This is a genomic window from Stenotrophomonas sp. YJH_SMC_19 (assembly GCF_059367915.1).
The window spans coordinates 95,771-121,349 of record NZ_JCAFRI010000015.1 but is presented as its reverse complement, the minus strand read 5'-3'; the positions used below and the strand labels follow the sequence as shown (position 1 = coordinate 121,349).

The 25,579-nt window shown below is 61.6% G+C and carries 31 protein-coding genes; 23 read left to right on the top strand and 8 right to left on the bottom strand.

Annotated features, from left to right (window positions below):
* The first annotated feature begins 269 nt into the window (after positions 1-269).
* The 4 genes from AC5P5R_RS15595 (at position 270) to AC5P5R_RS15580 (ending at position 4,328) form a co-directional block, all read left to right on the top strand.
* Entirely contained in the window at positions 270-725 is a 456-nt protein-coding gene (locus tag AC5P5R_RS15595) for a hypothetical protein (protein WP_495226403.1), read from the top strand.
* Between the two features lie 113 nt (positions 726-838).
* Positions 839-1,339, top strand: a complete 501-nt coding sequence (locus tag AC5P5R_RS15590) for a Csu type fimbrial protein (protein WP_006375771.1) — start codon at positions 839-841, stop codon at positions 1,337-1,339.
* Between the two features lie 130 nt (positions 1,340-1,469).
* Positions 1,470-2,129 (top strand): fimbrial biogenesis chaperone, encoded by a 660-nt coding sequence (locus tag AC5P5R_RS15585; RefSeq protein WP_061478950.1) that lies wholly within the window; start codon positions 1,470-1,472, stop codon positions 2,127-2,129.
* 3 nt (positions 2,130-2,132) lie between these two features.
* Positions 2,133-4,328: a fimbria/pilus outer membrane usher protein gene (locus AC5P5R_RS15580; RefSeq protein WP_164281746.1), complete on the top strand. Its 2,196-nt coding sequence runs from the start codon at positions 2,133-2,135 to the stop codon at positions 4,326-4,328.
* Positions 4,329-4,335: 7 nt separating this feature from the next.
* Here AC5P5R_RS15580 and AC5P5R_RS15575 read toward each other — a convergent pair whose 3' ends face one another.
* Complete coding sequence (locus AC5P5R_RS15575) at positions 4,336-5,055, bottom strand: hypothetical protein (protein ID WP_049430732.1); 720 nt, start codon at positions 5,053-5,055, stop codon at positions 4,336-4,338.
* A 663-nt stretch (positions 5,056-5,718) separates the two neighbouring features.
* Here AC5P5R_RS15575 and AC5P5R_RS15570 point away from each other — a divergent pair.
* Entirely contained in the window at positions 5,719-7,488 is a 1,770-nt protein-coding gene (locus AC5P5R_RS15570) for an ATP-dependent nuclease (protein ID WP_164281745.1), read from the top strand.
* Positions 7,485-8,276 carry a hypothetical protein gene (locus AC5P5R_RS15565; protein ID WP_164281744.1) on the top strand — a complete coding sequence of 264 codons (792 nt, stop codon included), beginning with the start codon at positions 7,485-7,487 and terminating at the stop codon, positions 8,274-8,276. Before AC5P5R_RS15570 ends, AC5P5R_RS15565 begins: the two co-directional genes overlap by 4 nt.
* 138 nt (positions 8,277-8,414) lie before the next feature.
* Here AC5P5R_RS15565 and AC5P5R_RS15560 read toward each other — a convergent pair whose 3' ends face one another.
* Both AC5P5R_RS15560 and AC5P5R_RS15555 read right to left on the bottom strand, forming a co-directional pair.
* On the bottom strand, positions 8,415-8,753 hold the full coding sequence (locus AC5P5R_RS15560; protein ID WP_164281743.1) for a nucleotidyltransferase domain-containing protein: 339 nt from the start codon (positions 8,751-8,753) through the stop codon (positions 8,415-8,417).
* 93 nt (positions 8,754-8,846) lie between these two features.
* Complete coding sequence (locus tag AC5P5R_RS15555; RefSeq protein ID WP_172986079.1) at positions 8,847-9,395, bottom strand: hypothetical protein; 549 nt, start codon at positions 9,393-9,395, stop codon at positions 8,847-8,849.
* Between the two features lie 257 nt (positions 9,396-9,652).
* Between AC5P5R_RS15555 and AC5P5R_RS15550 the strand changes: the two genes are divergently transcribed.
* Together AC5P5R_RS15550 and AC5P5R_RS15545 are read left to right on the top strand one after the other, a co-directional pair.
* Positions 9,653-10,096, top strand: a complete 444-nt coding sequence (locus AC5P5R_RS15550) for a hypothetical protein (RefSeq protein ID WP_049430725.1) — start codon at positions 9,653-9,655, stop codon at positions 10,094-10,096.
* Entirely contained in the window at positions 10,093-10,707 is a 615-nt protein-coding gene (locus AC5P5R_RS15545) for a hypothetical protein (protein WP_164281742.1), read from the top strand. Before AC5P5R_RS15550 ends, AC5P5R_RS15545 begins: the two co-directional genes overlap by 4 nt.
* 276 nt (positions 10,708-10,983) lie before the next feature.
* Here the strand turns inward: AC5P5R_RS15545 and AC5P5R_RS15540 are convergent, their stop codons facing one another.
* Positions 10,984-11,358: an HNH endonuclease gene (locus tag AC5P5R_RS15540; RefSeq protein WP_164281741.1), complete on the bottom strand. Its 375-nt coding sequence runs from the start codon at positions 11,356-11,358 to the stop codon at positions 10,984-10,986.
* 743 nt (positions 11,359-12,101) lie between these two features.
* Between AC5P5R_RS15540 and AC5P5R_RS15535 the strand changes: the two genes are divergently transcribed.
* The 7 genes from AC5P5R_RS15535 to AC5P5R_RS15505 all read left to right on the top strand — a co-directional run bounded on the left by AC5P5R_RS15535 (position 12,102) and on the right by AC5P5R_RS15505 (position 17,219).
* Positions 12,102-12,509 carry a hypothetical protein gene (locus tag AC5P5R_RS15535; RefSeq protein WP_061478942.1) on the top strand — a complete coding sequence of 136 codons (408 nt, stop codon included), beginning with the start codon at positions 12,102-12,104 and terminating at the stop codon, positions 12,507-12,509.
* A gap of 1,494 nt (positions 12,510-14,003) precedes the next feature.
* Positions 14,004-14,438 carry a BLUF domain-containing protein gene (locus tag AC5P5R_RS15530; protein ID WP_049430714.1) on the top strand — a complete coding sequence of 145 codons (435 nt, stop codon included), beginning with the start codon at positions 14,004-14,006 and terminating at the stop codon, positions 14,436-14,438.
* A gap of 94 nt (positions 14,439-14,532) precedes the next feature.
* Positions 14,533-14,808 carry a hypothetical protein gene (locus tag AC5P5R_RS15525; protein WP_107432817.1) on the top strand — a complete coding sequence of 92 codons (276 nt, stop codon included), beginning with the start codon at positions 14,533-14,535 and terminating at the stop codon, positions 14,806-14,808.
* A gap of 61 nt (positions 14,809-14,869) precedes the next feature.
* Positions 14,870-15,343 (top strand): BLUF domain-containing protein, encoded by a 474-nt coding sequence (locus tag AC5P5R_RS15520; RefSeq protein WP_049396662.1) that lies wholly within the window; start codon positions 14,870-14,872, stop codon positions 15,341-15,343.
* A 208-nt stretch (positions 15,344-15,551) separates the two neighbouring features.
* Entirely contained in the window at positions 15,552-15,785 is a 234-nt protein-coding gene (locus AC5P5R_RS15515; protein ID WP_071227533.1) for a hypothetical protein, read from the top strand.
* Positions 15,786-15,833: 48 nt separating this feature from the next.
* A complete protein-coding gene (locus tag AC5P5R_RS15510) occupies positions 15,834-16,448 on the top strand; it encodes a hypothetical protein (RefSeq protein WP_032971128.1) in 615 nt (204 codons plus the stop codon).
* Positions 16,449-17,012: 564 nt separating this feature from the next.
* Complete coding sequence (locus AC5P5R_RS15505) at positions 17,013-17,219, top strand: hypothetical protein (RefSeq protein WP_153643642.1); 207 nt, start codon at positions 17,013-17,015, stop codon at positions 17,217-17,219.
* Positions 17,220-17,696: 477 nt separating this feature from the next.
* Here the strand turns inward: AC5P5R_RS15505 and AC5P5R_RS15500 are convergent, their stop codons facing one another.
* Entirely contained in the window at positions 17,697-19,142 is a 1,446-nt protein-coding gene (locus AC5P5R_RS15500) for an EAL domain-containing protein (protein WP_049430810.1), read from the bottom strand.
* A 241-nt stretch (positions 19,143-19,383) separates the two neighbouring features.
* On the opposite strand from AC5P5R_RS15500, the gene AC5P5R_RS15495 reads away from it, so the two are divergent.
* The 4 genes from AC5P5R_RS15495 (at position 19,384) to AC5P5R_RS15480 (ending at position 20,505) form a co-directional block, all read left to right on the top strand.
* Entirely contained in the window at positions 19,384-19,551 is a 168-nt protein-coding gene (locus AC5P5R_RS15495) for a hypothetical protein (RefSeq protein WP_161770784.1), read from the top strand.
* 222 nt (positions 19,552-19,773) lie between these two features.
* Positions 19,774-20,142, top strand: coding sequence for a hypothetical protein (locus AC5P5R_RS15490; RefSeq protein ID WP_061478930.1), 369 nt, complete (start codon positions 19,774-19,776; stop codon positions 20,140-20,142).
* Positions 20,132-20,311: a hypothetical protein gene (locus AC5P5R_RS15485; protein ID WP_046272123.1), complete on the top strand. Its 180-nt coding sequence runs from the start codon at positions 20,132-20,134 to the stop codon at positions 20,309-20,311. The genes AC5P5R_RS15490 and AC5P5R_RS15485 overlap by 11 nt, the downstream gene beginning before the upstream one ends.
* Entirely contained in the window at positions 20,308-20,505 is a 198-nt protein-coding gene (locus AC5P5R_RS15480) for a hypothetical protein (RefSeq protein ID WP_046272122.1), read from the top strand. The genes AC5P5R_RS15485 and AC5P5R_RS15480 overlap by 4 nt, the downstream gene beginning before the upstream one ends.
* Before the next feature lie 144 nt (positions 20,506-20,649).
* Here AC5P5R_RS15480 and AC5P5R_RS15475 read toward each other — a convergent pair whose 3' ends face one another.
* Positions 20,650-21,750 carry a hypothetical protein gene (locus AC5P5R_RS15475; protein WP_164281740.1) on the bottom strand — a complete coding sequence of 367 codons (1,101 nt, stop codon included), beginning with the start codon at positions 21,748-21,750 and terminating at the stop codon, positions 20,650-20,652.
* A gap of 175 nt (positions 21,751-21,925) precedes the next feature.
* Here AC5P5R_RS15475 and AC5P5R_RS15470 point away from each other — a divergent pair, with 175 nt between their 5' ends.
* Positions 21,926-22,627: a uracil-DNA glycosylase family protein gene (locus AC5P5R_RS15470; protein ID WP_495226400.1), complete on the top strand. Its 702-nt coding sequence runs from the start codon at positions 21,926-21,928 to the stop codon at positions 22,625-22,627.
* Positions 22,624-23,412 carry a DUF6988 family protein gene (locus tag AC5P5R_RS15465; RefSeq protein ID WP_164281738.1) on the top strand — a complete coding sequence of 263 codons (789 nt, stop codon included), beginning with the start codon at positions 22,624-22,626 and terminating at the stop codon, positions 23,410-23,412. Before AC5P5R_RS15470 ends, AC5P5R_RS15465 begins: the two co-directional genes overlap by 4 nt.
* Here the strand turns inward: AC5P5R_RS15465 and AC5P5R_RS15460 are convergent.
* Positions 23,409-23,705, bottom strand: a complete 297-nt coding sequence (locus tag AC5P5R_RS15460) for a hypothetical protein (protein ID WP_146256931.1) — start codon at positions 23,703-23,705, stop codon at positions 23,409-23,411. The genes AC5P5R_RS15465 and AC5P5R_RS15460 overlap by 4 nt on opposite strands.
* A gap of 96 nt (positions 23,706-23,801) precedes the next feature.
* Positions 23,802-24,155 carry a helix-turn-helix domain-containing protein gene (locus AC5P5R_RS15455; RefSeq protein WP_257960225.1) on the bottom strand — a complete coding sequence of 118 codons (354 nt, stop codon included), beginning with the start codon at positions 24,153-24,155 and terminating at the stop codon, positions 23,802-23,804.
* A gap of 428 nt (positions 24,156-24,583) precedes the next feature.
* On the opposite strand from AC5P5R_RS15455, the gene AC5P5R_RS15450 reads away from it, so the two are divergent.
* A complete protein-coding gene (locus AC5P5R_RS15450; protein WP_240458889.1) occupies positions 24,584-25,183 on the top strand; it encodes a hypothetical protein in 600 nt (199 codons plus the stop codon).
* Positions 25,180-25,542 carry a hypothetical protein gene (locus tag AC5P5R_RS15445; RefSeq protein WP_107432800.1) on the top strand — a complete coding sequence of 121 codons (363 nt, stop codon included), beginning with the start codon at positions 25,180-25,182 and terminating at the stop codon, positions 25,540-25,542. Before AC5P5R_RS15450 ends, AC5P5R_RS15445 begins: the two co-directional genes overlap by 4 nt.
* Positions 25,543-25,579 lie beyond the last annotated feature (37 nt).

The following is a 25,579-nucleotide window of genomic DNA, read 5'->3' as shown; positions in this document are numbered from 1 at the left end:
GCCCGAGCGACTCGGCCAACTCCACGGCTTGGTGCTTGAACTCATCGGTGTAGCTACGGCGGGTGATACGGGACATAAGGGACCTCCAAGTGCGATCAAAGTATCGCTTCTTGGCGTCCGCTGACGGGGGGCCAGATCAGAGCTCCACAACGGCGGGAAGGTCAACACTTACGGACAATCCTTCCACGTCCCCCAAGCCAAGCCCGGTTACAAACACCTGCTCAAGTGCTGGCGAGAAGAGCAGGGGCGGCGCGCAGAACTGGCTAATGATGGGTGACGTGACTCCTCCGATGAACGGTTATTGGGGAGACGGAGAGCTCGGAAAGAGTGAGAGGGCATCCGTGCTTCACCGCATCCATTTCGTCAGTCCCTCGGTGGGTGGCCCGCTCTTCAATACGGTGTGGCTTCCCACGCTTGCCGACTTGCGGGCGCTGCTCACTGACGCCGACCTTTGCAAAGCAGCCGAAACCGAGGTGAGGGCGTTCATTGACACGTTCGTGGACCCGTTGCCCCCTGAGCTCGACGAGGTCATTCACCAGCCATCGATAAAACAGATTTCCAGCTTGCCGGATGATTGCGGGATCGGCGTGGGCGTTTTTGTGACTGACGCGTTTGCGTTCGTCCTTCAGCGGATGATTCAGGAGGCAATGGCTCAGCACCGTGCGCGTGAGCTGGATGGGTTATGGAGACAGTCAGCGGCCGGTGGCAAACGAGCCAGGCTCTGACCGCTGGCTCAATGCCCACCCTTGCGCGTTTTCAGATTCGAGGTATCGGTAAGGGGATGGCCCATTCTGGGGCTACTCATCCCCACTCAATCCCTCTCAAGGAGACGATACCCATGACACGCAAGACCTTCCTTCGCGCCCTTCTGCCCATCGCCCTGGCTTCGCTTGCAGTGCCCGCGTTCGCCGCCGACACCACCGCGGACCTGACGATTCAGGGCACCTTGACCAACACCTGCCAGCTGTCCGTGACCTCCATCGAAGGCATGGACTGGTCGGGCATCTCCGAAGCTGCCGCCCGCACCTCCGGGCTGAGCATCGTGTGCAACGCGGGCACGACTTACTCCATTTCGCCGGGCCAGGGGCAGAACTTCGGCCTGCTGTCCGGGTATGAGACCTATCGGGCTGTGACCAACGGCGCCGGGGCTTACATCCCCTACGGTTTCTTCAAGGACCCGCAGGGAAGCCAAGTATGGGGGGATGACACCGACGCGTTCACCGGCGTTGGCGATGGCACCGTCCAGAGCTACAACTACGCGGTGCGCTTCCTGGCCCTCAAGCAGGCCGTGGGCGGCAACTACACCGACACGGTCACCGTCACCGCCACTTACAACTGATCCCCATCGGTTGTCCCGACGCCCCCGGCTTGCCCCGGGGGCTTTTTGTTGCCGAAAAGATGAGTAGGTATGGGTTGACGGAATGGTATTCCGATCTAGTTTGAATGGAGACGCCCCTAAAGGAGACCCCATGACCCATTCCCAACGTTTTTTGGCCGTGGCCGCCGCGTCCTTGCTGTCCTTTTCGGCGTCCGCCGGTTCCATCTCCGTCGGCCCCACCACCCTGATGGCCGATACCTCGGCCAAGCACGTCGCCGTGACCCTGCACAACAGCGGCGACGCGTCGGTGCGTTACCAGGTGAAAGCCGTGGGGTGGGATCAGGCCACAGGGCAGAACGTGTTTTCACCCACCACGGATATCGTGGGGGCGCCCACCTTCGTGGACGTCCCGCCCCAATCCAAGCGCACCGCCCGGTTGATGAGGGTGGGCGCGCTGGGCGAGCGGCGCTACTACCGCGTCCTGCTAATGCAGCTCAGGGCTCCCAACGTCCAAGGCGTCCAGTTGCTGGTCAACCAGGACTTGCCCGTGGCCTTTGAGGTCGCCAACGCGCCTGTCCCCCAGGTGACCGTCCAGGCGGTGCCCAAGGGCTACCGGCTGACCAACCACGGCCAGACCGCCGCCCGCGTGTCGTCCATCGGCCCGGCTGGTGGCAAGCCGTGGCGCGAGGGTGCGTTGGGTTGGACCCTGCCGGGGGCCTCAATGACCTACGAGGCCCAGCCCGGGCAGCGCGCTGAAAACCTTTCAATCACCGTCAACGGCCAGCCCGTCACCGTCCCTGTGGGGCGGTGATCCATGCGTGGCCACGCCTTGGCGTTGTTGTTGCTGGCTGCATCGTCGGCCAGCGCAGCGGTGCCCGAAGGCGTGGCACCCGCGTTCCTGGTGCCGGTGATCGGCGGCAAGGCCAAGGCGGATCCGCTCACGTTCTGGCAGCAAGGCGGTCAGTGGTTCGCCGAGCCGGCCACGTGGCGCGAGGTCGGACTCCAGCTTCCACCGGGTCAAACGGATCCGATGAGCGCCCAGGCGCTGGGCGTGGGCTTTGCCGTGGACGAGGCCAGCGCCACGGTCGCTCTGGACTTGCCGGCAGACCGGCTCAAAGCCCAGCGCGTGGCCCGTGTCCGCGCCGAGCGCGGCCCCATCGCGCCGCCCGCTCCCGGGGTGCTGGTGAACTACAGCGTGGCGGGCATGGTGTCCGAGCAACAGCAGGCGCTCTCCTTGGGGCACGAAGTCCGCAAGGCGGGCCGTTGGGGCGTTGTCAGCACCAGCGGGCAGGTCAACACCGACGCGTCGGGCACCGGCTACGTTCGCGGCGTGACGCGCTGGCAGAAAGACGATCCCAACCGCTTGGTGACTTACCAGGCCGGCGATGTGTTCGCTGGTCCGTCGTCCTCTCCGGTCAACCTGGCTGGGATGCGCGTGGCCAAGGACCCGCGGGCGTTGGACCCGTTGACGCCCACCTATCCCGTCCCGATGCTCGGTGGCGTGGCGCTCGATCCGGCCACGGTGGAAGTCCTGGCCAACCGCGCCCGTGTGCTGCAGGGCCAGGTGGGGAAGGGGCCGTTCACGGCCGATGGCAGCGCCTTGGGCACCGGTGCGCAGCAAACCCGAGTGGTGGTGCGAGACCCTTACGGCCGCGAAACCGTGGTGAGCGATCAGCGTTTCTACGTCGCCCCCACGTTGCTCCGCAAAGGGCTCACCACCTGGGAAGTCGCCGCCGGCCGTGTGCGCCAAGGGGAGAGCGATTATGGAGCGTTGGGCGCGACCGGGGCGGTGGCTTGGGGCCTCAATGACCGGTGGAGCCTGCGCGGCACCGCCCAAACCTCATCGAACGGTAAGGCCAACGTGGCGTTGGGGGCCACCACGGTGCTTGGCACCTACGGCACGCTGGATCTGGAAGTGGGCACGTCAACCCAAGGCGGCCAACGGCAGGCCATGGCTTACGACTACCGCGGCCCGGGGTTTGGCGTGCGCCTGGAGCACGAGCGCCAACAGGACTACTGGCGCCTGCGCGCCTCCAATGCGGTGGAGGTGGAGCAGCGCACCCGAGGCTCGGTCTTCTGGCGGCCCACGCCCCAGTGGTCCCTTCGGGCCAGCTATTCGGACGTGCGCACGCCACGCTTTCGCACCGCTTACGCCGACGCCGGGCTGACTTGGCGTGGCTACGGGCGCACCGTGGCCGTCTCCGCGTTGCGCGATCTGGAGCGCAAGGAAACCCGGGTGGAGGTGGGCTACAGCTACGATTTCGGCCGGGGCAAGGGCGTGAGCGTTAGGGCCCGGCAAGCCCCCGATGCCACCGCTTGGGCCGTCCAAGGACGCGCCCGTCCCACGGTGTTGGGAACCCCTGTCGGCTTGTCTGCTTCGGTGGACGAGGGAGCGGCTGGCCAGACCGCCCGGGCCAACGCCAACTGGACCACCCGGGCAGGGTGGGCCCAGATCAACGCCGAGCACGGGCCCAGCGGCACCTGGGCTTCCGGTTCGATGGCCGGTGCCGTCCACCTGGACCGCCAGGGCGTGACGTTCCTAGGTCCGGCCGAATCCTTCGCCGTGGTGGACGTGCCCGGCCAAGCCGGGGTGCCGGTGAGGGTGGGCGGCAGATTGGTGGGGAAGACCAACGCCCAAGGCCGCCTGGTGGTGGGCGAGGTGACCCCGATGGTGCCCACGGAGGTCCGCGTAGACGATCGGGCGCTGCCACTGGGCACCCAATTGGCCGAGATCGAGCAAACCGCCACCGCTGGCCGCCAAGCCGGCATGCACCTTACCTTCCCGGTCCTGACCGAGGCCGCGCGCACCTTCCGCCTCACTGGCTCGGCCATCGAAGCGGGCACGCTGGCCAAGACGGCGACCGAGACCACCCAGGTGGGCTATGACGGGGTGCTCTACCTGAAGCAGCCGCGCCCCGGCCAGACGGTGGAGGTGGAAGGGGTCTGCAAGGCCACGTTGTCCAGCAACTTGGGCAACGCGACGGTCGCTCTCGATCTGGATTGCAAGTAGAAATTTGTCAGGACGGCGTGCTAGCACTCCAGCGGTGATCGTTTCGGACCCCATCGGGCAATGGCCGAATCGATGGTGTGTATTTTCCAGACACGGCCGTTGCTTTGAGGGAATCGGACCAGCGCCACAGATCAATGAGGTCGCCGACGGTGCGCTCGGAAATGTCAGCGTCCGTTTCCCCCATTTCCTCTGAGTGCTTGTCCAGTCGTGACTGGATTCGTTTGAGGATCTCCAGCGCGTCTGCATACAGAACACTGCCTTGATAGCCCACGGAGTTGAAGGCCGTCTGGAGCTGGTGCAGCCGGCGATTGATCTTGTGGCCCTCTTCCTCAAGCTTTGCTAAGCAAGAGGCGGCGGCGACCCGTCCATCCTTTGGAGCTGGCTTGGTGAGTCTATGCTCCTGAAGAAGCCGTTCGTAATTTGCGTAACCGTTGATGGCGCCTTCAATGGCTTGGGTGATCTCACCCAAGATAGGCGCGATGAAGACTTTGGCTTCGGTGCGCTTTCGGCGCTCCTGCCAATTCGCGAGCCATGCACCAGCTCCAACTGCAAGGAACGAACCTACGGCCGGGCCGACAATGACGTTGGCAAGCTCTGGAACCTTGCTGTGTTGTGCTCCCATGAGAATACCTGCAATCAATGCAGTGACGACCAAGACGATCGCCCAAGGATTGATGGACAGCCATTCGGGCAAGCTGATCTTCTGCGAGTCTGTGTCATGAGCCATGCGGTTCCCCTTAATTTCCGTTTGAGAGCCTGCGCGTTGTCATCCCCTGCGCAGTTTTTACTACTCTAACCTCACTCGACCCCAAGCCGGGCGAGAGGCAGGTGCTCCAAGAGGTGTCGAGACAGGGGGGGGGGGCAAGGCGAGGCCACTGTCTCAGGGGCTGAGAGGGGGCTCATATGCTGCTTATGAACAATGCTTGGGCCAACAAGCCGTGTCCTCTGGTGGTTTGGAGGTCGTGCGTAGCGATTGCCTGGTTCGCATGACGGCTCATCTACCGTGTGACTGCCGCCAGGAGGCTCATCACCTCCGGAGCACTACTGTCCCTGGTCCATGGATCTGAATCTGAAGGCTGGAAAGGGTAGTATCGCCGAAAGTATTGTTGTGATAAATGATTGATATGCTGGGCAACGGTAGACCTTCGGGGCTAACCAGGCTTCGTCGCTCGTCTTGCTGAAGGGCTCCTGCTGGTGGTGGACTACAACGGCGGGGACTGATCTACGGCTGGCCGGAAAATGGGAGGGCGCCTGGTCGGACAGTTGTGGGCCGAGCGCAGCGACGGGCGGGCCGTCTGCCTCATCGCGCAGTTGAGGGATGAAAACAACAGCAGCCTTACCGATCAGCTGCAGCGATCGGTAAGTAATCAGGATAACAGGGGGCAATGGAATGGCTGTCTACATCTCAAGTTTGGATGTTCTGAATTTTAGATCATGTGTTTCCACAAGCTTGCAGCTGACCAGCTTTACACCGCTGGTTGGGTTGAATAATTGCGGGAAGAGCAATTGTCTTACCGCGCTCCAATGGCTCGTGCGTAAGGCAAAGCTTGGTGTGGAAGATTTCCACGAGCCGACCCTGCCGGTGCAAGTGATGGGAACACTGCGTGGGATCACCGAGGCTGATCTGGCGGTCCTGGAGCAAAAGCACCGAAAGAAGATTGAAGGACACGTTCGGGACGGGGCGCTGATGGTTCGTCGCGAACAGCAGGTGCCTGGGGGCGACACCGAACTGACCGTGATGAATCCCGACACAGGCGACTGGGAGCCGAACCCTACGGGCATCGATAACGCCATCTCAGCACTCTTTCCAGATCCTATTCGCATCGGAGCAATGGAGAATGCTGAGGAGGACGCCAGTAAGGCCAAGACGACGACCACGATCGGCAAGCTGCTGGCCTCGATGCTTGCCGCTATCCAAGAGCAGCACGAGGAGGCCTTGACCCCGCACTTGGCAGCCATCCTAGGAATGATCTCTGCAGAAGGTGGGGATCGTTTTAAAGAGTTGGGTCGCATCGACGATTCAATCAATCGTAAGATTTCGGATCTTTTTCCTGGTATCCACATCAAGCTGGATTTCCCAGTGCCGGTCTTCAATGACCTTATTAAGGCGGGAACTGTCAAAGTTTACGAAGGGGAGGGGCGTGGACGTGCCTTCGGGTCATACGGCCATGGCGCGCAGCGCGCCATCCAGATGGCCATGGTCCGGCATCTGGCGGATCTCAAGCGTGGAGCAGCGGCTGCGGGCGGAGTAACGCTACTGCTGGTGGACGAGCCGGAACTCTTCATGCACCCCTTTGCAGTGGAGCAAGTGCGTGAAGCCTTGCGTGCGTTGTCAGAGGCTGGATATCAGGTCGTGTTCTCAACCCACTCTGCTCAGATGATCTTGGCCAAGGACGCGAAGAACGCTCTGCTAATGACGAAAAAGCATCCGGAGGGAACCAAAGCCCGTCCGCGCATGCAATCCGTCGTAGAACAATTGGTGGACAATCCCACGCATCAACTCCAGCAGCTATTCAGCCTGACAAATTCGTCTCAGATATTGTTTGCCGACAAAGTCGTGCTCACAGAAGGGAAGACCGAACTCCGGCTGTTGCCATCCATCTTCCAGTTGGTGGCGGGCAAAACCATGGGGCAGTCATCGTTGGCAATTGTTGCGATGAGTGGGGTCTCGGATACTCGTAAGTCAATGGAAGTTTTGTCTGCCCTAGGGTTGCCTGCGTGTGCCATCGTGGACTTGGATTTCGCTTTCCGCCAAGCAACAAAGCATGGTTTCCTGCAGGCGGATGATCCCGATGTTGCTGCGTGCAAGAACGCTCTCGCGAGGATGGCAGGCGCGGGCGTCGTGACTTTAGACGGAGCGTTGCCTTGCAAGGGGATTCAAGGGCCGGCTTCGAAGGCATTCGAGTTGCTTGCGGCCGATGACCAAGCAAAGCCCCACATCGCTGCTTTAATACAGAAACTGCGTGCTCAAGGCCTTTGGTTGTGGGGCGCTGGTGCCATTGAGCCTCACCTTGGGATTTCGGAGAAGTCGGAACACGCCTGGCTATCTCTCCAAGTCCGATTGGAGAGCGAGCCACTGGAAGATTGCTGCTCGGACGCAGATGGCATTCGATCCTTGATCGAATGGCTGGATGCCCCGCCTGCGGTTCAGCCGGCATGAGCGGCCGCGAGTGGAGCGCCTATCAGCTGGTGGATTCCGAACGGGAGCTCCGCGTCTCGGAGCATCGGTTCTACGTTGAGCAGGCCAAGACCCGCCTTCTGTCTCAGTTCGCCAACATTGAGGCGGAGGCCGATCAAGCGGAATCCGAGCACTGGGAGCGCAGCGGTCAGTCCTTCGACCCTGACTGGCACGACCCTGGCGATCTAGCGGACGCTGCGCGCGATCACGGCGTCGAGTTCTACCAGCTTCTAAGTGAGATGCATGATCGAACCCGCCTCAGTGTGGTGGCTGGCATGTATCACCATTGGGACAAGACATTTCGACGCTTCCTCGTTCGTGAGTTTAGGTGGCCCAAGTTGGTGATCGGCGACAACACGCGGCGCGCTCTTTGGAAGCTGGAAAGCGCGAAGCTGGAGAGGTTGCTTGAAGCCATCGGCTTGGACCTTTCTGCTCTCGCCTGTTACCCACGCATTGATGCCATGCGGTTGGTCGTCAATGTGTTCAAGCACGGGGAGGGGAAGTCATTGGACGATCTCCAGCTGCGCTACCCGGAGTTCTTGCGAGCAAGTTCTCACGGATGGAACTTGTTCGACGACACCGACATGGAGGTGTCGGATGTTCACGTCGATGACTTTGCTGCGTCTATTGAACTGTTCTGGCGTGAATTGCCGGCTACCGTAAAGTTCGACGAGGCAAACCTAGATGTTCCAGACGATTTTGCAAAGGCCTGGAACAAAGACCTTGAGGCGCAGAAGGTATCTCGCTTTGTCAAACAGCACGACATTTAACCGGTGTTGTCTCTTTGAGTAGCCCGGGTGAGCGCTTGGTTCCATCGAAATAGTGAAATGGTGGAATCGAAGCGCTCGTGGCTCAGGGCGGAAGTCGGGGCTGGGGCGGCGGCGTTAGGTGCTCCGGAGCGCGATGTTCTAACGAAAATTTTCGTAGATGAGCTTTCCCGACCGTTCGAGCCCCGCATGGAGGATCGGGGTTTCCTCGGGGCCATGGTAGAACTCCAAGTCAACCGGGATGGGCAGTCGTTGCGCTAGTTCGGCCTCCCAGTGCTCGGAGTATCGGCTGAAGGTCGCGAACCCATCGCTAAAGTCGACTCCTGGTGCCGCTGAAAGATCAAGCTCCACCGCGATGTCAATGTCGCTGTCGAGGCGATGATCGCCTCTTAGCCGGCTCCCGAACAAGTGGATCTTCGCGATGATAGGTTCTTGGCGAGCCCATTTCAGCAGCACTGCTTCGATCACTTCTAGGTCCATTGCAACTCCAATGTCAGATCAGCTGTCCAGCTGGGGCGGACTTTATCACCCTATGATGCGTGCTCTTGGATCTGCTGCCGCGCGCACAGCAGCTTACCGGTCGGCCGGTGTCTGCCGGCGACAAGCTATTCGGTCTTCAGGTAAAGCATGGGCGTCCCATCTCCCCCACGGGCCTACCCCCGATCTAAGCGTGCCATAGTTCAGCAGGTGAAGCGGGCACTCGGCCACGTCCAGTGCGGCGGCGGCCCACTCGTCATCATCGCCCAAATGCGGCTCCTCCTTGCCCCCGTGGAAGAGGTTGTTGCGCACGCGGCGTGCGGCTTCGACCAGAGCGCCGGCATTGGATTGCTGAAGGGGTAGGCGCTGGAAGACGGCGCGGTTGAGGCCGTTGAGCACCACCACCTCTTGGACCATCGGGCGGTCACGCGGAGGTGAGAGAATCTGCTCGCGCGTGCTGTCCGACACCCGATCGAAGAAGAGTGAATCGTCCAGCCGTGACACCGTTTCATCCACCGCGGGCCAGTTCACCTGGGCCATTCGGTAGGGACCGGCGCGAAGAAAGCCTGGATCGTTCTTGAGTCGAAACTCCAGCTGCGCGAACGCCCGCAGCAGGTCGAACGCGAGGGGATCAGAGACGGGCATGGGTGCCTTCAAGGTCGGTGGAGGATGCGGGCTTCTGAATCTGTCGGCCAGAGGCCGCACATTCTGAGTTTAGCCGTCCCGAAGCCCTGGACACCGCGCCGCTCTCTGTTTGCATGGGGGAGAAGGAATACAAACGTATTCCAGAAAGGAGGGTGCATGAAGGGTTGGGACCGGGCGTGGGACATCCTGAGCGAGGTTGGTAAGTTCACCCTGGGGATGTCGGCGCCTTTTTTTGCGTCCTCTTCACCATCGCCGTTTTGACGGAGAAGCTGGAAAAGAAGGATGCGGTAACCAAGAGGGCGCAGGCGATCGAGGAGGCGATGCCCATGGCTGCCGAGATCATTGCCGTGGCCGACGAGGGCGTTCCCAAAGAATGCTCCGATGGAACGTGGGAAAAAGATGGGCTGACTTGCAGGCTGAACGAGGCGCGTGTGGCGGCAGCCGACAATTTTAAGGTGCTCTACCGGATGAACGTGCCGGGCACTGAGAAGATAGAGGCTTACAAGCTCTTCCAGAGGGGAGAGGATGAGGTTAAGCGCTACCAATGGGCGGTTTGCCTGAAAGGCGACAACAAGGAGTTGGTGGATTGGGAGGCCGACTACGCGCTTGGCGCTTATGAGTTTTCGAAGAACATTCTGGAACGTCCTTGCAGCCATTCCAGCCAATACCCTGAGGCGTGCAAGAAGGAAGGCCTCTGGTGATTGATCTCTCGTGCCTCTGTCGCCAGGACATCATCGCCCACGGCATTTCTTTCAGTGCGCTGTTGGGGACACCTTTGGACAGGCTTCGCTGGGGCGGTTCGTGCCTGTCTGTGTTGAAGTTGCGCGGACAGGTGACCGAGCACGCCATGCGGCGCTTCGCGTTGGGCCAGGACTTCGATGGGATTCAGCAATTGTGGGAGGGCGCCGCTCATTACGAAAGTGCAGCGGGCTACCGGGTGGGGTTTCGCCTGCCGGAGGGATTTATCGATGAGTTGGCGATGGCTGACGCGGAACAACGCGACCTGCTGCGGTTCGCCCACCTTCGAGCCGTTGGACGTGCGTTGTTGTCGCTGGCATGCCAACGGGATCACCAGGTGCTGTTTGTCGCGTCCGATAGGTTGGAGGATGACTGGACGCACCACTGGCTGTTCGCCATCGCATGCGCACCGAACGGAAAGTGGGAACGGCTTGCGCTGAGCTTGCGGTTGGCGGCCAGCGAGGACGCTTACACCCACGCCATGGGTGCCTTCATGGAAGCGTTCCTGGAGACCAAACGATTGGAGCGCTTCTTCCGCCCAGCCCCCGTGGGCCGACCGAGGCAGAGGCTGTGACGCTGACGCCCAAGCCTCCCCTGACGGCCGTGCTGCCCAAGGTGCCCCTGTCCTCGACCTTGCGCCAGGCATCGGCCGCACGCGCTAGAGCAGCCGGGGTGAGCGAGAGCGAAGCCGTGCGCCAATGGCTCACCTGCTACCAGCAGTTGCCCGACCTCCTCTCTCCGTGTCCGGCTGGCCCTTGGGATGAGCGGTTGCCGCCCATTCGGGCATCCCGCGACCTGGTCAACCAAGTGCGGGCAACGGCGAGACGTCAAGGCGTGAGCGTGGCGGAGCTCATCCGTCGGGTAGTGGCGTTCCAGGTGCTTTGACACGTAGTCTGGCCACCACCGGCGGGTGCCACTTGCCCTTCGCCAGGCGCTTCTGGACGAAGGCGCGGTAAGCCTCAGGGGAGGGCGGCGATTTACGTTTGTGCCGGCGTGTGTTGCAGACCAAGCAGGCGGCAGCGATGTTGCCGGCCACGTCCTTACCGCCCTCTTGCTGGGCCACCAGGTGCTCGGCGGTGCAGCGGAGCGGCGCGGCCGTTTTGGCGCGCAGGCCGAACGGCTTTAGTTCATCGGGTGAGGCATTCCACATCGGCAGGCTGCAATAGCAGCACCGGCCCTTCTGGGCGAGGAAAGCCTCGGTTCTCAACCGTTGGAGTTTGGGCATGCTTAGATCTCAAAAAACAGGAAAAACCATCCCGTCGTCGCTTGTGCGATCGAATCGGGAACCTGTTGCCTTGAGCTAAGCAGGCAATACGCCGGGGGCATTTCCCCTCGCGGCAAGGGAGTTATCGCGCCCCAGGGTGGTGGGTGTCAAGATGGGGCCCGTTCGGGTGGCCATGCTAGGAACGATGGGCTATAACCGTTGGATTCCCTACCGGAACGCTCCTTTGGCCCTGACCACCCTGAAATCCCTCAACGCCGAAATCAAACAGCTCTAAGCCCAGAAGAAACTGGTGGAGAAGCGCGACGGCGAGGTGCCCAAAGCCCTGGCGGTCCTGCAGAAGTATGCGAAGGTCCTCAGTCCGGCCCAGCGGCGGCAGGTGGCCAAGCTCATCGGAGAAACGATCGACGCCAAGCCGGCGCACGCCGCCAATGCTGCCCCGGGACCCCGAAAGGGCCGCAAGCTGGGCAAGGTCGCGCCGAAGTATCGCCTCCCAACCGGTGAGACGTGGGCAGGTCGGGATTTGGCCCCCAAGGCCTTCACCGCGTGGGCCAAGTCCGCCGAGGGCAAGGCGTGGGCTCAGGCCAACCCCGGAGCGAAGTTCCCCCGGCCCATGGCGCATCGAAGAAGGCACCGGGCAAGGTGGTCAAGAAGGCGGGCAAGCCGGTGAAGAAGGCCGCCCAGAAGGCCGTCAAGAAACTTGCGAAGAAAGCCGTCGCCAAGAAGGCCGGCAAGAAGGCCTGATCATGCGCGGCCTGTGCCCCAAGAAGAAGAGCCGGCTCTCGCCGCAAGGCAAAGCCATCGCGGCCGCCCACGTGCTGCTGGACAGTGCCGAGGGCCGATTGGACGAGAAGGCCGCCGGCAGGCGCTTGCGCGAGGAAGTGGGCCTCCAATGGTCCTACCTGACTTGCATCCAATACCTGTCAGGGCAAGAAGCCTTGGCGGCCATTGAATCGCTGCCCAAAGGGTGGGAGGAAAACGGGCGCACCCAGGGGCACCTGTTTGGGGCTGCAGTCATGGCTGCGCACACGGTGGCCAACCTGCGTTCGGACGGCAGCTCGTTGTGCGCCAGCTACTTGGCCCAAGAGCTCAAAGGGAAAACCGTGGAGCAGTGGCTGGCCGAGAAATTCGACGTGTTCCGGGAAGAAGTCTGACACCGGATGCCCATGGGCCCCTGATGGTGGCCCGAAGAGCTTTGGTTACCGTGGGTGTGCCGTCGAGGCCATCTCACCCGGCAACGGGGGACGGGGGCGAGAATCCCCATTCAAGCGCAGATCACCGCGGTCACACGCGAAGGGCCTTGGTTCGTCTGGCTTGCTGTTGCCCCTGGTCCTGCATGCGATCAAATCAGGATGCAGCGGTAAAGGCCTAAGTCTTGATATCGAAACTGATGGGTGAGGGTGTGGTGCGGCAGAGGGAATTGAAGCTAGCTGCTGCCTGCCATTGGCCTCAGCGGCTAAAGCTGATCGGGCGTAGATGTCCGCCGGAGGCTTTTTCTTGGCGCCTCATCCGCGATCGATTGCGCACCAGCGCCGCATCTACTCGGTTGATTTTAGAAGCGGCGGGGAAACTGTGTCGAACGGTCAACGTGCGGGAGTTGACCCATCGGTAACGTAGCGGCCAGTGTCGGATGATTCTTCCGAAAGATTGGCAAGGCTAACTGATGGAAATAGGCACGTTGCCTGAACCGTTCAATCAACTCGACTTGGCTGGGGTAGAGCGCCGATGCAGGGGTACCTTTGGGTGGATTCATAGGCAAACGATCGGCAGATGACTTTCACGCCGATGTCACGCGGTTGCGGCGATCTTCACCCCCAAGCGGACAGGGGGCCGCTGAGCGCCAATGGCCCGGGCGCTATGACTTGCTGCCAACCCGTGGGACTGTAGGACCCCATCATGGAACTACTTTTGTCTCTTGCTATGGTTATCTTGGCTTCCGCAACTGGTCTGGCGCTGCTCCAGCTTGTAATCGCGCTCTTCAAGGCGCCGTCCTGCCGGGAATGGTTGCGCCGCAGGAGAGCGAGATGATGCGTTCGTTTCACTACACCTACCAGAAGGCTCGCGCTTGGCACAGCTCCGTAGCGACATCGATTTGGGCCGGAGTCCGCTATTCGTTGACGGGCGACACCGGCTATTTCAAGTCGCACGGTGGCTGGCGTCTGTCTCGCGTGCACCGGGGGCCTGAATCGGCGGAGCAATGATCGCTTCGGCTGAGCCTGGCGGGCCGCCAAAGGATTTAAGCCCTACACAACCCGCTCGGTTTGTTTCGCTTACAGATCGGCCGTTTGTGGTGCGGTGAGCCCATCTACCCGGACGGCCGAAATGACGGGCGGCGCGCAGGCGTTGCTCTCACCGCTGCCGCTGTCGGATACTGATCCTGTCCATCGTTCGTAGCTCGCAGTTCGCGCCGCCCACGGAGCCACAAGAGGGACGAAAGCCGCGGTTCTCGCGCACCTCGGGGCCGTGATCCCTAGCGAGGTCATTGCTCTTGCAGCCAACTTGAGTCGGGGACGGGGCTAGCCATGGAGCACTCTTAAAGGTTCAGGAATAGCGCAACTGAAAACTGAAATTCAAGCTGGCCTGCGTTTTGTGCACAGCTGATCCACGTTGGCCGGCTTGCACTGGTGCCGAGTGAAAGGTAGCCCGTAATGTCTAAGTGTGCGGTGGTGTTCGTAAGCGCGGCTGTGGAAGAGATCGGTGAGGAGCGCTTGCCCGAAGTCATGCGTGCAGGCCGAGAGTTCAATGCCAAGTGCGGCTCGCGTGCAGTTGTATGCTTCGACGGCAGCAGGTTTTTAACGTATTTGGAAGGCACAGCGAGTGCGGTGGCTGCGAGCTCCGTTTACACCCAGTCCTTCACCCTGCATACCGAAATCGTTGAGCTGGCGCGGGGCTCCATCCAGCAGTTGCGGTTCCCTGCGCATGCGTTGCTCTTCCTGCCAGTGTCGGAGGCCGAGATGAAAGGGTTGATGAGGTCGGACTGGGTTAACTTCTCCCAGCGCTTCGGTGGGAAGTTCGTGCCTGAAACGGGAATGGAACGGCTTGCCGAATTGGTCAACAGTCGGATGAATGACATCCCGCGATGACGGGGTAGCGGACTTGCCTGTAGGTCCCGCGGTTGAGATCGGACAAGCGGAAGCACGGGCGTTGGCAATTTGGCACAGTCGATAGGGGCCTGCCATGCGGTTGGAATTCACTCACAGCCACATCTACCCTGGGGCCGCAGCGACCCTGAACGGAGAGCAGGCCGAATCGGGCGAGGGAATCACGTGCTTGGTCGAGCTCAGCGATGGCGTGGTCCTTTCGACCAATTGTCTGGTTCAAGACGGTGAGATCATTCTTTCCATGCCGAGCTACCTGACCGCCCGTGGTGCAAAGATTCCCGCTAAGGATTGGGTGCTGCGGAAGGACTTGGAAACCGGCGCTTGGAAGGCAAAATCAAAGGGTGCCGAGTAGCGCGTGTCGCTCTCCACGACCCGGCAGTTTTTTTGGTCTAAAGCAGTCATTGGAGCATGTCATGCCAAATCGTGCGGTGGTCTTTGTGAGCGAGGCCAGCCCCTACCTCTCCGCTGGCCGACTGGTTGAGTTGATGGCCGATGCTGAGCGGTTCAACAGGCAAGCCGGGGTGACTGGTGTGACCCTCTACGACGGGGCCCGCTTCCTGTCCTACATGGAAGGCGCACCGGACGGCCTTCGCGTTGCATACGCCAGGGCATCCGAAGCGCGCAGCCACCTGAACTTGATTGAGTTGGCACGCGGACGTGTCTCGCAACGCCGGCTGCCGCGGTGGCCAATGCGATTGTTTGAGGCCAATGAGGGCCAGCTGCAGAGCATCGCGATGGCGGGCTGGGCCGGCTTCGCGCAGCGGGGCGATGCGGAAGCAATGAATGCTACGGCGATGGATCTCCTTGTGCGATTCACAGGTGGGCCGGCTGCCTCGGTCTACGTTGGGCCCCTGTCTAGGCCACTTAGCAAAGGAGGGGCGAACTGAGCATTTAGGCAAGCGGTCTGCTACACAGGAACGAAGCGACGCTCGGAGTCACATTGCCGGCCGCCAGTGAGGGATGAATTGCTAGGTTGCAGTCGTCTGAGCCTGACTTTCCGCGTCGCAGGAAGGGCAAGCGTGGAACATACGGGATTGGTTGCGGCCAGCGGCGTTCGCGTGCACACTGCTTTTGAACAGTCAGGGTTCGAGGGCCATGGGTACTTCCAAGCCGGGCAAAGATTTAGAACGGGTCACCTTGTCGGTGGGAGAGCACGTTTACACCTCCGAGATCTGGCGGCTCAGTGAAAGCCGTTGGGTTCTTCTCGCTGTCGAGGTCCACGGCGTGGGAGGGCGCTCGGATTTGAGCATCAAAGCGTCGTCGTGCCTCCATGCGTTGGACGCGGGAGAGCGGATTGCGTCTGAGATTCTCAACAACCCCAATGGCTGAATTGGCGTTGGAAGGTTCAATCGACTGAATGGATCCCAAGGACGGCAGATGAGCATTTTGAACGTGTTGCTGAGTGCCGATCACTTGGCTGTGACCGTCGATACCCTTGCGCAAGATGCTCAAACCGGGGCGCACTCAGAGGGCGCCAAGTTGCTTCTGCTGCCTCAGCACAACGCCGTCTTGGCCACGCGTGGGTCGGCCCAGTTCTTCCTAAGAATCTACGAGCTCTGTCTCCAAGCCAGTTTTCGAGCAGACTTCACGATAGAGCGGCTGTCCGGCGAGCTTGGCGGCGTGATTGATCGCCTCTGGCCAAACTACGTGAGCGCGGCGGCAGCCGCTGGCATACCCATCAGCGCTATGCACACGGAGTTGGTTTTGGGCGGCTGGTCGGCGCACGCCCAGCGCATGGTTGCCACCGCTTATGCAAAGTCCGAAGATGGCCGTCCCGCCGTGGTCCAAGCGCTGGTGGGAGGCTTGGCGTCGCCAGGAGAGCCCTTGCGGAATCAGCCAGCAGGCATGGGACGGGCGGAGTTGATGGCAGCAGGACGCTTGCAAGCCGCTTACCTCAACGGCGACAGCGAGCGGCCATTAGCGGGCGGTCGTCTGTTGGCAGCAATTCTCTCAAAGGGCCAAGCAACCGTTCTCGATCTGGGAGGTCTCTAGGGGGCAGGGCAAAGCGTCGATTTGCTCGGCCACGGACCTCAGTCCATGACGCAAGCCAAGCAGAAAGTCTGCATTGGAGCGTTGGCTGGGGAGGCACATGGATGTCGACGATCATGGGCATCAGGTGGGCCCATGCAAGGCGCACCGTGGTGGGATTGGCAGAACTGGCCACCAAAGCCCTGACCGCATACTCCAAGGCATTGGTTTTGCCCTCAGCGTTGGGCAGGCGCCTCTCGCACTCGCTCAGGCGGAGCTCCAACTTGACCAACGCCTCCGTCTCAGCCTTGTGCATACCCCTCCTCCATTGGCTGGCCACCGAATCGCGGTCTGGCAGCAGGGTGGCCCCAAGCTCAAGCGTTGGAAACCGGTGAGCGTTCCGCTTGACTGCACCGTCAATCGGCCCTTTCGGGCCAGCACACAGCGGTCCACTCTTCAATCACGACTCGCCATGCGCGGGTGGTTAGGTTGGGGGCAAAGCTTTTCCAACCTCGCGCGTGCCACCGCCTAGCGGTTGTCACAGAGCGGGCAAGTGAGCACGGCGGCGCCGTCCAAGTCCAGCAGGCCATGCCCTGGAACCAATCGCAGTTGGCGGCCGCATTCCAGACAAGCGCAACTGATCCGCGTGACCTGCAAGAGCGAGCCGTCGGCCCGCCGCACACCCTCAACCTGATCGATGAAGAAACGTCCAATGTTGGGCATGAAGATGAACAAAAAGCTGAACAGAGCGGAATGCATATGATGCACCGCGACAACCCCACCGGAACCAGATGAGAAAATTGGATTCTGAAGAATTCATCTACGGGGTCGTCCGCGCAGTCCGCACGCCAGATACCGCTGTCCGATTCCTCTATTGCCGTCGCAGGAGCATGATAAAGAGGCGGGCTGCACGGCGACAGCCTTAGGCACAGGGAAGTCACCGAGCGGCGCTGTTGGAAAGCGCTGAGCCAGTTCGTTAACCAGCAAAAGGCCAGACCGGCGGCCAGTCGGTTGCGACCACTGCTGAGGGTGTGTGTCGCGCGTTGCCCTAAAGAGGCCGCCTGCTAGGGGTGCCGATCACGACGATGCCCTGAACTGCCGGGGCGTCACCTAGGGCGAGGGGGAGTCACCCCGTTGGTTCGGCGGCGCCAACTGGGGTCAGCGCCATAGCGGAGATTTTCACGATTGTCGCGTCCATCGGACGCACGGACATCTTGCTAGGGCGAACGTCAAGCGCCAGTGAACGCGCTCGGGTCGACCCGTGCGCGAGGGCTACCCAACTTGGATGGCGGCAAGCGCGTCTTTGGTTGAGAGAGGGCAGCCATAGTGCCACCCTTGGCCAATAGCCTCTGGAGCAATCCGGTAGAGCAGCAAATCTTGCGCCTCTGATTCGACGCCTTCTGCGATGACATCCAGCCCAAGCTCACGTGCGATGCGATACATCCCTGGCAAAACGGGCCGCAGGGGGGAGTCCTCGTTGATAGCGGCCACGAACATGCGATCGATCTTGATTCCTCGAAATGGCGATTGGGCGAGGTGGGAGAAGTTGGCGCTGCCGGTCCCGAAGTCGTCGATCAAGAACCGGTATCCCAGAACTGAGAGGGCCTGCATGTTGCTCTTTGCGGCAGCGGACACGAGTTCTTCCCGCTCGGTGATCTCGATGCGAATTTGCTCTGGCAACACGCCAAAATCGTTGGTGACGCTGCCGATGTAGCGAACGACGCACTCTTGGGCCATGTCCACGGGCTCGGCATTGATGCTTACGTAGAGGTTCCTATGCTCCCTCAGCGCGGGGGCGAGATCATTCATGGCACGGGCCAGCACGTATCGAAAAAGATCAGGACTCAGGCCGAATCGGTGGGCGATGGGCACGAAGATGGCCGGCGGGATTTCATCGTCTCCCGGCGGGCGCCAGCGGCTGAGCGCTTCAAATCCCACGAGCTCCCGCGTGCCAATTCGACGCAGTGGCTGGTAGGCCAGTTCGATCTCGCTGCGCTTCAGTGCAAGCACCAACCGTTGCTGGATGGTTTGCCGAGCCGTGATTTGGTGTTTGATCAGCAAGAACGCGAGCAACAGCCCTACCGAGGCACCCGCTGCCAGGATGGTGGTGAGCAACGCCGAGGGCAGTTCGGACACCACGTGCCTAGGGCTGGTAACGAACGCGCAAACGTCGGCCACCCGGCTGCAATGTTGAGCTTGGACGAGAGACGGGGTGCCGACGCGGCTGGTCGGGGACAAGGTGCGGAATGTAAACGATCGGTCCTTCGTTTCGATGCTGATGGAGCTGCTGCGCGCAGGGTCCAAGCTCTCGAAGGCAGACGGGGAGGACACGGTGAACGTGTCGCCTTGGGCGATCAGATTGGACCCGGTGTAGGGGGAGCCAACGAGATCCGACGCGTGCCAAAGCCGGACAGCGCCGCTGGAGAAGCGTGGGGCGGGGAGGGTGTAGGGGCGCGAGCGCCCCCAGAGAGCGCTGCAGACAAGGCGTCCGTCTCGGATGCGACCGATGTCGCTCATGTAGATGGAGCGGAACGCGATCTCCTTTAGTGAGTCGATGTCGGTGTCGGAGCAAGGCGGCTGTCCGATGCGAGAGGCTTGTTCGGCCGCTACGCGCCGGTTACGAGATATGGCCTCCGCGCGCGTCACCGCGGCTTCCGCCACTGCCTCCGCCCCTTCCTTGTCACGCACGTAGAGGATGGCTTGGGCGACCGCGAGCATCGCCAAGAGGCACACCGCCGTGGCTCCTATTACGGTCAAGACGTAGCGACGCCGATTTTCTCGAACGCTCAAAGCAACCCCCGATCTGAAACGCGCCATCGCTTCGCTTGGCTTCTCGCCTCATTTACCTTGTTACAGGTTTATCGGCAAGCTTTCCATGAACTTCAGCCCCAGCTCCACTGGCTTGCAAGCCTCGATCGAACAACCATGCATCTGCGTCTGAACTGTACAGCAATAGGCCGTGAGCCCGGCGATCGCCAGCATGGCCACCCAGGACCTGCTGGTGGCAGCGCAGCTCCAGGCTCGATACCTCAACGCCAGCATGAGGCGGACCGTCGCCGGCGGACGGTTGCTATTGGGCTTTTTGAAGCCTGGCCAGGCGGTGGTCAAAGACTTGGGCCCGATTTAGCCCTGCCAATTTCGTCAGTCGAACCGTTCAAAGCAATGCCCCAGTCGAGCGCCGGCTGACGGGCAAGTGCAGCCGCGCCTGCAGCGTGATCGGGCTTTTCTCCCAATTTTTAGCTTTAGTCAAAATAACCCCCTTGTGGGTTTCGCGTGTCGGTGTATCCCAAACGTATGACGTTCGCGATGCGTGCGTCTGACACCGACCAACGAAACGAAAGGGGGGAACATGTTCATTGGATTCAGACTGACGAAGCGGCTTGTCGTCAACGCCGTGGTTGTCCTGGTGCTGGCGCGATTGCTGTTTATGGGCATGGACGGCTTGGACCGGTTTTCCGACACGTGGAACCGCACCTTTGGGGCGAGCATGCCCAACGCCAGCGGGTTGCGCGGCGCCGTCAACGGCGCACGCCAGGTTTTCCCGTCTGGGTTGGACGAGTATGCGCGCCAGGCCGAACGGGACGCGGCCCAAAGCACCTCGCTGTTGGACGTGTTTGCCAGCGTGTTCGGACGCGTGAAAAACGAGGAGGTCATGTTGCCCTCCACCATCAATTCCGCTGGAGGGGAGGGCTCGATCTATGACCGCTATGACCATTGATTTTGAGTGGCTGTCCATCCTCTCCGGGTGGTCCTTGCTCAACGACAGCGCGGCGCTGCTGCGCACCCCCGGCCAACGCTGGGCGGGCTTGGAGGGATTGCTCATCGGCTACGGCCTCATCGCTGGACAGTGGTTCGTCCTGGCCACCATGGCAGGGGCGCTGGCATGACCACCGTGGGCGCGGTGTTGGCCGCCGTCCTGGCTGCAGCGTTCCTGGCCACCGTGTTGGGCCTGGCTGGCATCTTCTGGGTCAATGCACGGCACGCCAGCGGGGCGCTTCGTGTGCGTTACCGCTTGCGTGCCCAAATCCTGGCTGGGCTAGTGCTGGCGTGGGTGCTCACCCTGGCGAGGCTGTCCACGTGAGCCGGCCACCTTACGTGCAGATGGCCGTCCGCGTGCCACAGGAGCTGAAAGACCGGCTGGAACAGGCGGCAGCCCGAGAGGGGCTGCATGCCAGCGAAATGGTTCGCTTGTTGCTTTGCGAGGGCTTGGCACGCCGTGCGGCGATCAATGGGCAGGGGTCCTCACGATCCGGTAGTTGAGCAGCGGCCGAACAAAGTTGGCCGGCGTGGACTTGTCCAACGGTTGGGCGCGCACCTGGTATTGCCCGCTCTCGCACAAGCGCAACAACTCAGCTTCGTCGTGGATCTCGCGCTGACCATCCTTGGTGTTGCCCATCTTGGCTACCCGGAACGCCACGTTTCCCGTGTCTCGGTCCCTCATCCGCACCGGGACGATCACCCTTCCATCGGGGCGAACCAGGTGGAAGGCTCGGGCAAAACGGTCGCCGTTGGACGCCCTAGCTGGTGAAATCGGGTCAGGCGGCGTGGCACGCTGGATCGGTGCCGGTGCCGGTGCCGGTGCCGGGCGAGGCGGAGCTGAAAGGGGCTGCGCTGGGGCCTTGTGACCCAACGCTTGGCGCGCCAGCTGCTTCTTGCGGCCCGGTTCAGTGGCGGTGTCACCGTCGATCCAGGCTTGAAAGGTCCCGTTGGCCGGGCTGGGGTGCGACGCAAACACCCATGTCCGGCCTTGGGCGCTGAAGGCTACCTCGTTGATTTCTTGGAAGTCGTTGAATTGCTGGCGCATGAGCGCCTTGACCCCCTTCATGTAGGCATCGGTGGTCCCCAACAAGACCACGCGCTCCACACTGTCAGGCAACGGGTCCAGGTGGCGTGCCACGCATGTTTTCATGGCTTCCAAAGGCAACGACGAACGCATGGCCTTGGGCATGATGGTGCCACTGCTGACCAGCTTGCCGTTGTCCATCACCGACAACCCGCAGCGCACCAAGGAGGCGGCGCCCATGTGGCGGCTTTCGGCGGTCAGGGCGTCGTTGATCGTTTGCCCACCCAGATCGATCCCAAGCTCGCGCAATACAGCTGCGAGGCGAGGGCGCATAGCACCCGCGAAGGCGACCCCATCGAAGCTCCCGTGTTGGGCGGCGGCAATTTGGGTGGCCCCCTTGGAAAACCCCAGGACCAAGGTTTTAGGGACGCTGGTTCCCCAGTAGCCGGGATTGGCACGGAGGTGCCAGCCTCCCTCTACACGCACATCAAGTCCTGGTGCATGGCATGCGCGGCACGCCTGCCAGCCGTGGTGAGTTGTCATGGGGCCTCCGCATGATCCTTGAAGGCCCATACAGTTAAAGCACGTGCGAGCGGTATGCAAGAGCTTTTTGTCGGCTAAATGTGGCGGAAAAATGGGATGGCATGGGATGGCGTGCAATAGCTGCGTGGCAGCACGGTGTGGAGTAGCCTGACACCATCATACGAAGGTCAATGGCATGGATGATCCGGCTGAGTTGAACATGGAAGCGTGGCCGGCTGAGGTGGCCTTCGTGCCCTACGTCGGCCGCGGCTACTGGAAGGGAGTTGAAGGGCGCCGCGTCTTGCTACTGGGCGAATCCCACTACCGGGAGGCTGGGTGGACCGACGCCCCCGTTATCACTCGTCCTTTCACCCGCAAGACGTTCGGCGACATGGAGACTTGCAACAGGAAAGGTGGTGGCAAGTTCTTTGATGAGCTGGATCGCCTGCTGACTGGTCAAAGCAGACCAAATGTTGTGGATGCCGCCAATGCATGGCAGCACGTTGCATTTTGCAACTTGTCCCAGTGCTTCGCCGGCACGAGAGCTGGCCACCGTCCGTCTGGAACCGACTTCAACCATGGGGGGCGAGTGCTGGTAGAGGTGATCCTACCCATTCTCCAGCCAGACGTGATACTCGTTCTTGGGCGCACTGCTTGGCGAAGATTCGATCACGGGAAGCCGTCGGACCAGCCAAGCTTCCATGCGAGCCATGCCAACTCCGAGGGCAGGAGGCGGCACTATCTGGAGGAGCGCAACGTATGGTCTCTCGATTACGGCAAGGGATGGGCGTGGATGACTTGGGTCTACCATCCATCCTGGAACGTAGACCGCTGGGAGGATCGTGCCGCAGCTCTGAGGCACCTTTTGAAATGCGGGAGTGAAAGGCAAAGGACATGACGCAAGAATCGTTGAAGGATGCGAACCGTGATGCGCGGGAGCCGCAGACCGCAAAGCGCCTGCCCACGGCGTTGGACATCGCGCAGGAGGCCAGAGAGGCCAAGGCCAGCCTGGAATCGAACATGTCCTGCATGGCCCGCATCACTGTTCCCGCCGGCAGTGAGCGCCACCGGGTGACCTTCCAGCTGTTGAGGGCCTCGATGGACTACGCGCGTGCGTTGCTGTTCCTGTTGGAAACCCATCCCATCGATCTTCCAGCGGTGGCCTTGGCAATGCACCGCTCCCAGATTGAGCAATTCCTGCGGGCGGTGTTTGTCCAGTTCCTTGCCGATGACGAACAGCTGGCGGACTTTCTCCAGGAAGATCGCGGCCCCCGAAAGAAGAACGAGAAAGGAAAGTGGGTGGCTATTGCCCTCAAAGACCTGGCCGCGGACGTGGAGCAGGCCATTGCACGCATCGGGCAGGACGATGAGCCTCAGAAGCTGGCTCGGACGGTGACCAATTCGTGGGACCCTCTTTGCGGACTGGTCCATGGCGGGAAGGCCATTCGGGTGATGTATCAAGATCCCAATGGGCAGATCGGGGCGCACGTGCCGGCAGCCATTCTTTTTCCGACCACCGTCAACGCGGTGGCCACCACCAACTTGTGCGTCATTGCAGCACTGACGGCGGTTGGGGTTGGGGCCTTTGAGGAAAGCCCCGTTGTTGAACAGTGCGCCAGCGGGATGTTGCACTACATGCAACGGAGGAAAGCCCGCATGGAAGAGCTGGCCTGGCCGCCTTAAAGGACCGGTCGCGTATTGTCGCGCTGCTCTGTATCCCCGCCAACGATCGCTGGCGGGGAGAGTTGCAATCGGAGGTCTGCGAATCCTCGGTTTAGGCGGTGTGCCTTCTGGCCAAGGTATTCCCAGGTTGAGTCTGCGGCGTCGGATGGAGGCTTTTCGTTGAGGATCAGCTGGGCCGATGCCTTGAATCTCTCAAGAAGTGCTGCTTCATGCCCCGGTGGGTCCAGTTCAACGCGGCTGCGGGCCTCCGCTGCGTTGAGCTCCAGCATGTTCAGTTCGATCAGCGTGGCCATGGCAATGGCTGACCGGGTGGGCTCCGTCCTATTGCGGCGGCAGAGGTGGGTGATCCATGTCCACATGGGGTCAATTCGTCCTTGTTCGCCGACGCCCTAATCCTTGACGGGCGGCAACAGCTGCTCGATGAGTGCGTTGCGCTTCTTCGGTGGCAGCTCACCCAAAGCGCCCAGCAGTTCGGCAAAACGTTCCTGCTGGGCCACGCTCTGCTCGCCCAAAGCCAAGATCGCATCGGCCATCGCTGGGCTGGTCGCCAAGAGATAGGCCGGGGGCACCTCCAAGGCCTGGGCCAGCTCGAAGAGGGCTTCCAGGCTGATCGACATGCCCTCGGATTCATACCGAGAGATGCGGGCCGACGCAGCGTCCTTGTCCATCCCCATCCGCACTCCGACCTCGCGTTGGCTAAAGCCCCGCAGGACGCGGGCTTGGCGCAAACGCGCGGCAACCACGGCTCGGGGAGCGGGCGGGGCGGCAGTCACGGGCTGAACGGATGCAATGCAGGCATGCGGACAGGATGACCCAGAGGCTACGCCCCGGGTAGACTCTACGTGCCACGTAAGTTGGCCGCAAGATCCCAAATCTATTGGTGGGAACAGGGGGTTCCATGAAGAGGGTCAGAAGAACCGTGCTGATCGGGGCGTTTGCCCTGACTGCAGCGGCTGGAGCGCAGGCGCAATCGGGGGTCGGATCAGATCTGCTTCGCCAAATCGGCCGAGCCGTCCAAGGCACGCCCAAGGTGGTCAGCGATAGGTCGCGGAGCCCTTACCTTGAGCCGGCAGGGAGCTATTGGGATCTGGATCAGGAGGTCTTGGAAGGGGCTCAGCACCTGCGGGCCGGGATGACGGCTGTCGGGGGCGGGGGCGTGGACACCTGCGACATGCAGCTGCTCGCCATGGCCCATTCGTCGTATCGCATCGACGCCGACAAGCGCCAATGGTGCCTGAGGCAATGGTGGCTGATGGACACGAAGGCCCAGGGCGCCAACGGCATCTCAGGCGATGATCCGGCTGCCATCGAGCGCCGTTATGGCCCGGCTTTCGACGCGCGCCTGCAGCGCTTCAAGGCCATCCGACGGTTTGCCGTTCGTCCCACGTTTCAAGCCCTGGGCGATGTCGCCTACCGAGCCGACCGTGGGGTGCTGGAGGGATTCATCCCCATGCCTCAGGTGTCCGCGGCCGGGCAAAGCGTCACCGGCAAGGGCTTTGTGCCGTGGGTCCACCGCACCGCCGGAGGAGTGTCCAGCCCACCCAACGCCGGCCGCTTCCACCTGCTGATCCGAATGAATGCCCAAGAGGCCGCCAACTTGGCGCGACAAGGTCGCAGCTACCGAGACGACCTGGTGGTGTTCTCCGTCAACCGGGTCTGGGTGGACGGCACGGTGCCGAAGATGGACGTGACGATAGAGAAGGTTCGGCTCGGATACCGCGACGAAACGATCGACGTTGATTTGACCCATACGCAAGGAGCTCCGGCATGAAAGCAACCCTCGTTTCCCTCGGCCTGATCACCGCAGGGTTGGCTGCCTGCAGCAGCAAAGCTGATCTTCCCACCATCGAACAAGTCGCCCACGCTTACGAGGCGCATGCCAATGCCAACCTCTCCAGTGAAATGGGCCAACGAATCGAGGTCCGGGGTTGGAAAGACCTCACCGCGGATTGCACCTCAAGTGGTCCCCAGCGGGCCACGTGCGTGACCGGTGGAACGTTGGACGTGGTCGGGTTCCAGGGCGGGCAGCAGTTGAAGCCCGATCCCGTCCCCGTGCCGCCGGCTTACGACTTCGTCTTTGAGAAGCAGCCCACCGGCTGGGTGCCGGCCGGAGCCCAGAAGAAGGGCTGACCTTGCCAAGGACCGGAATCGCGGTATGCATTGAGGA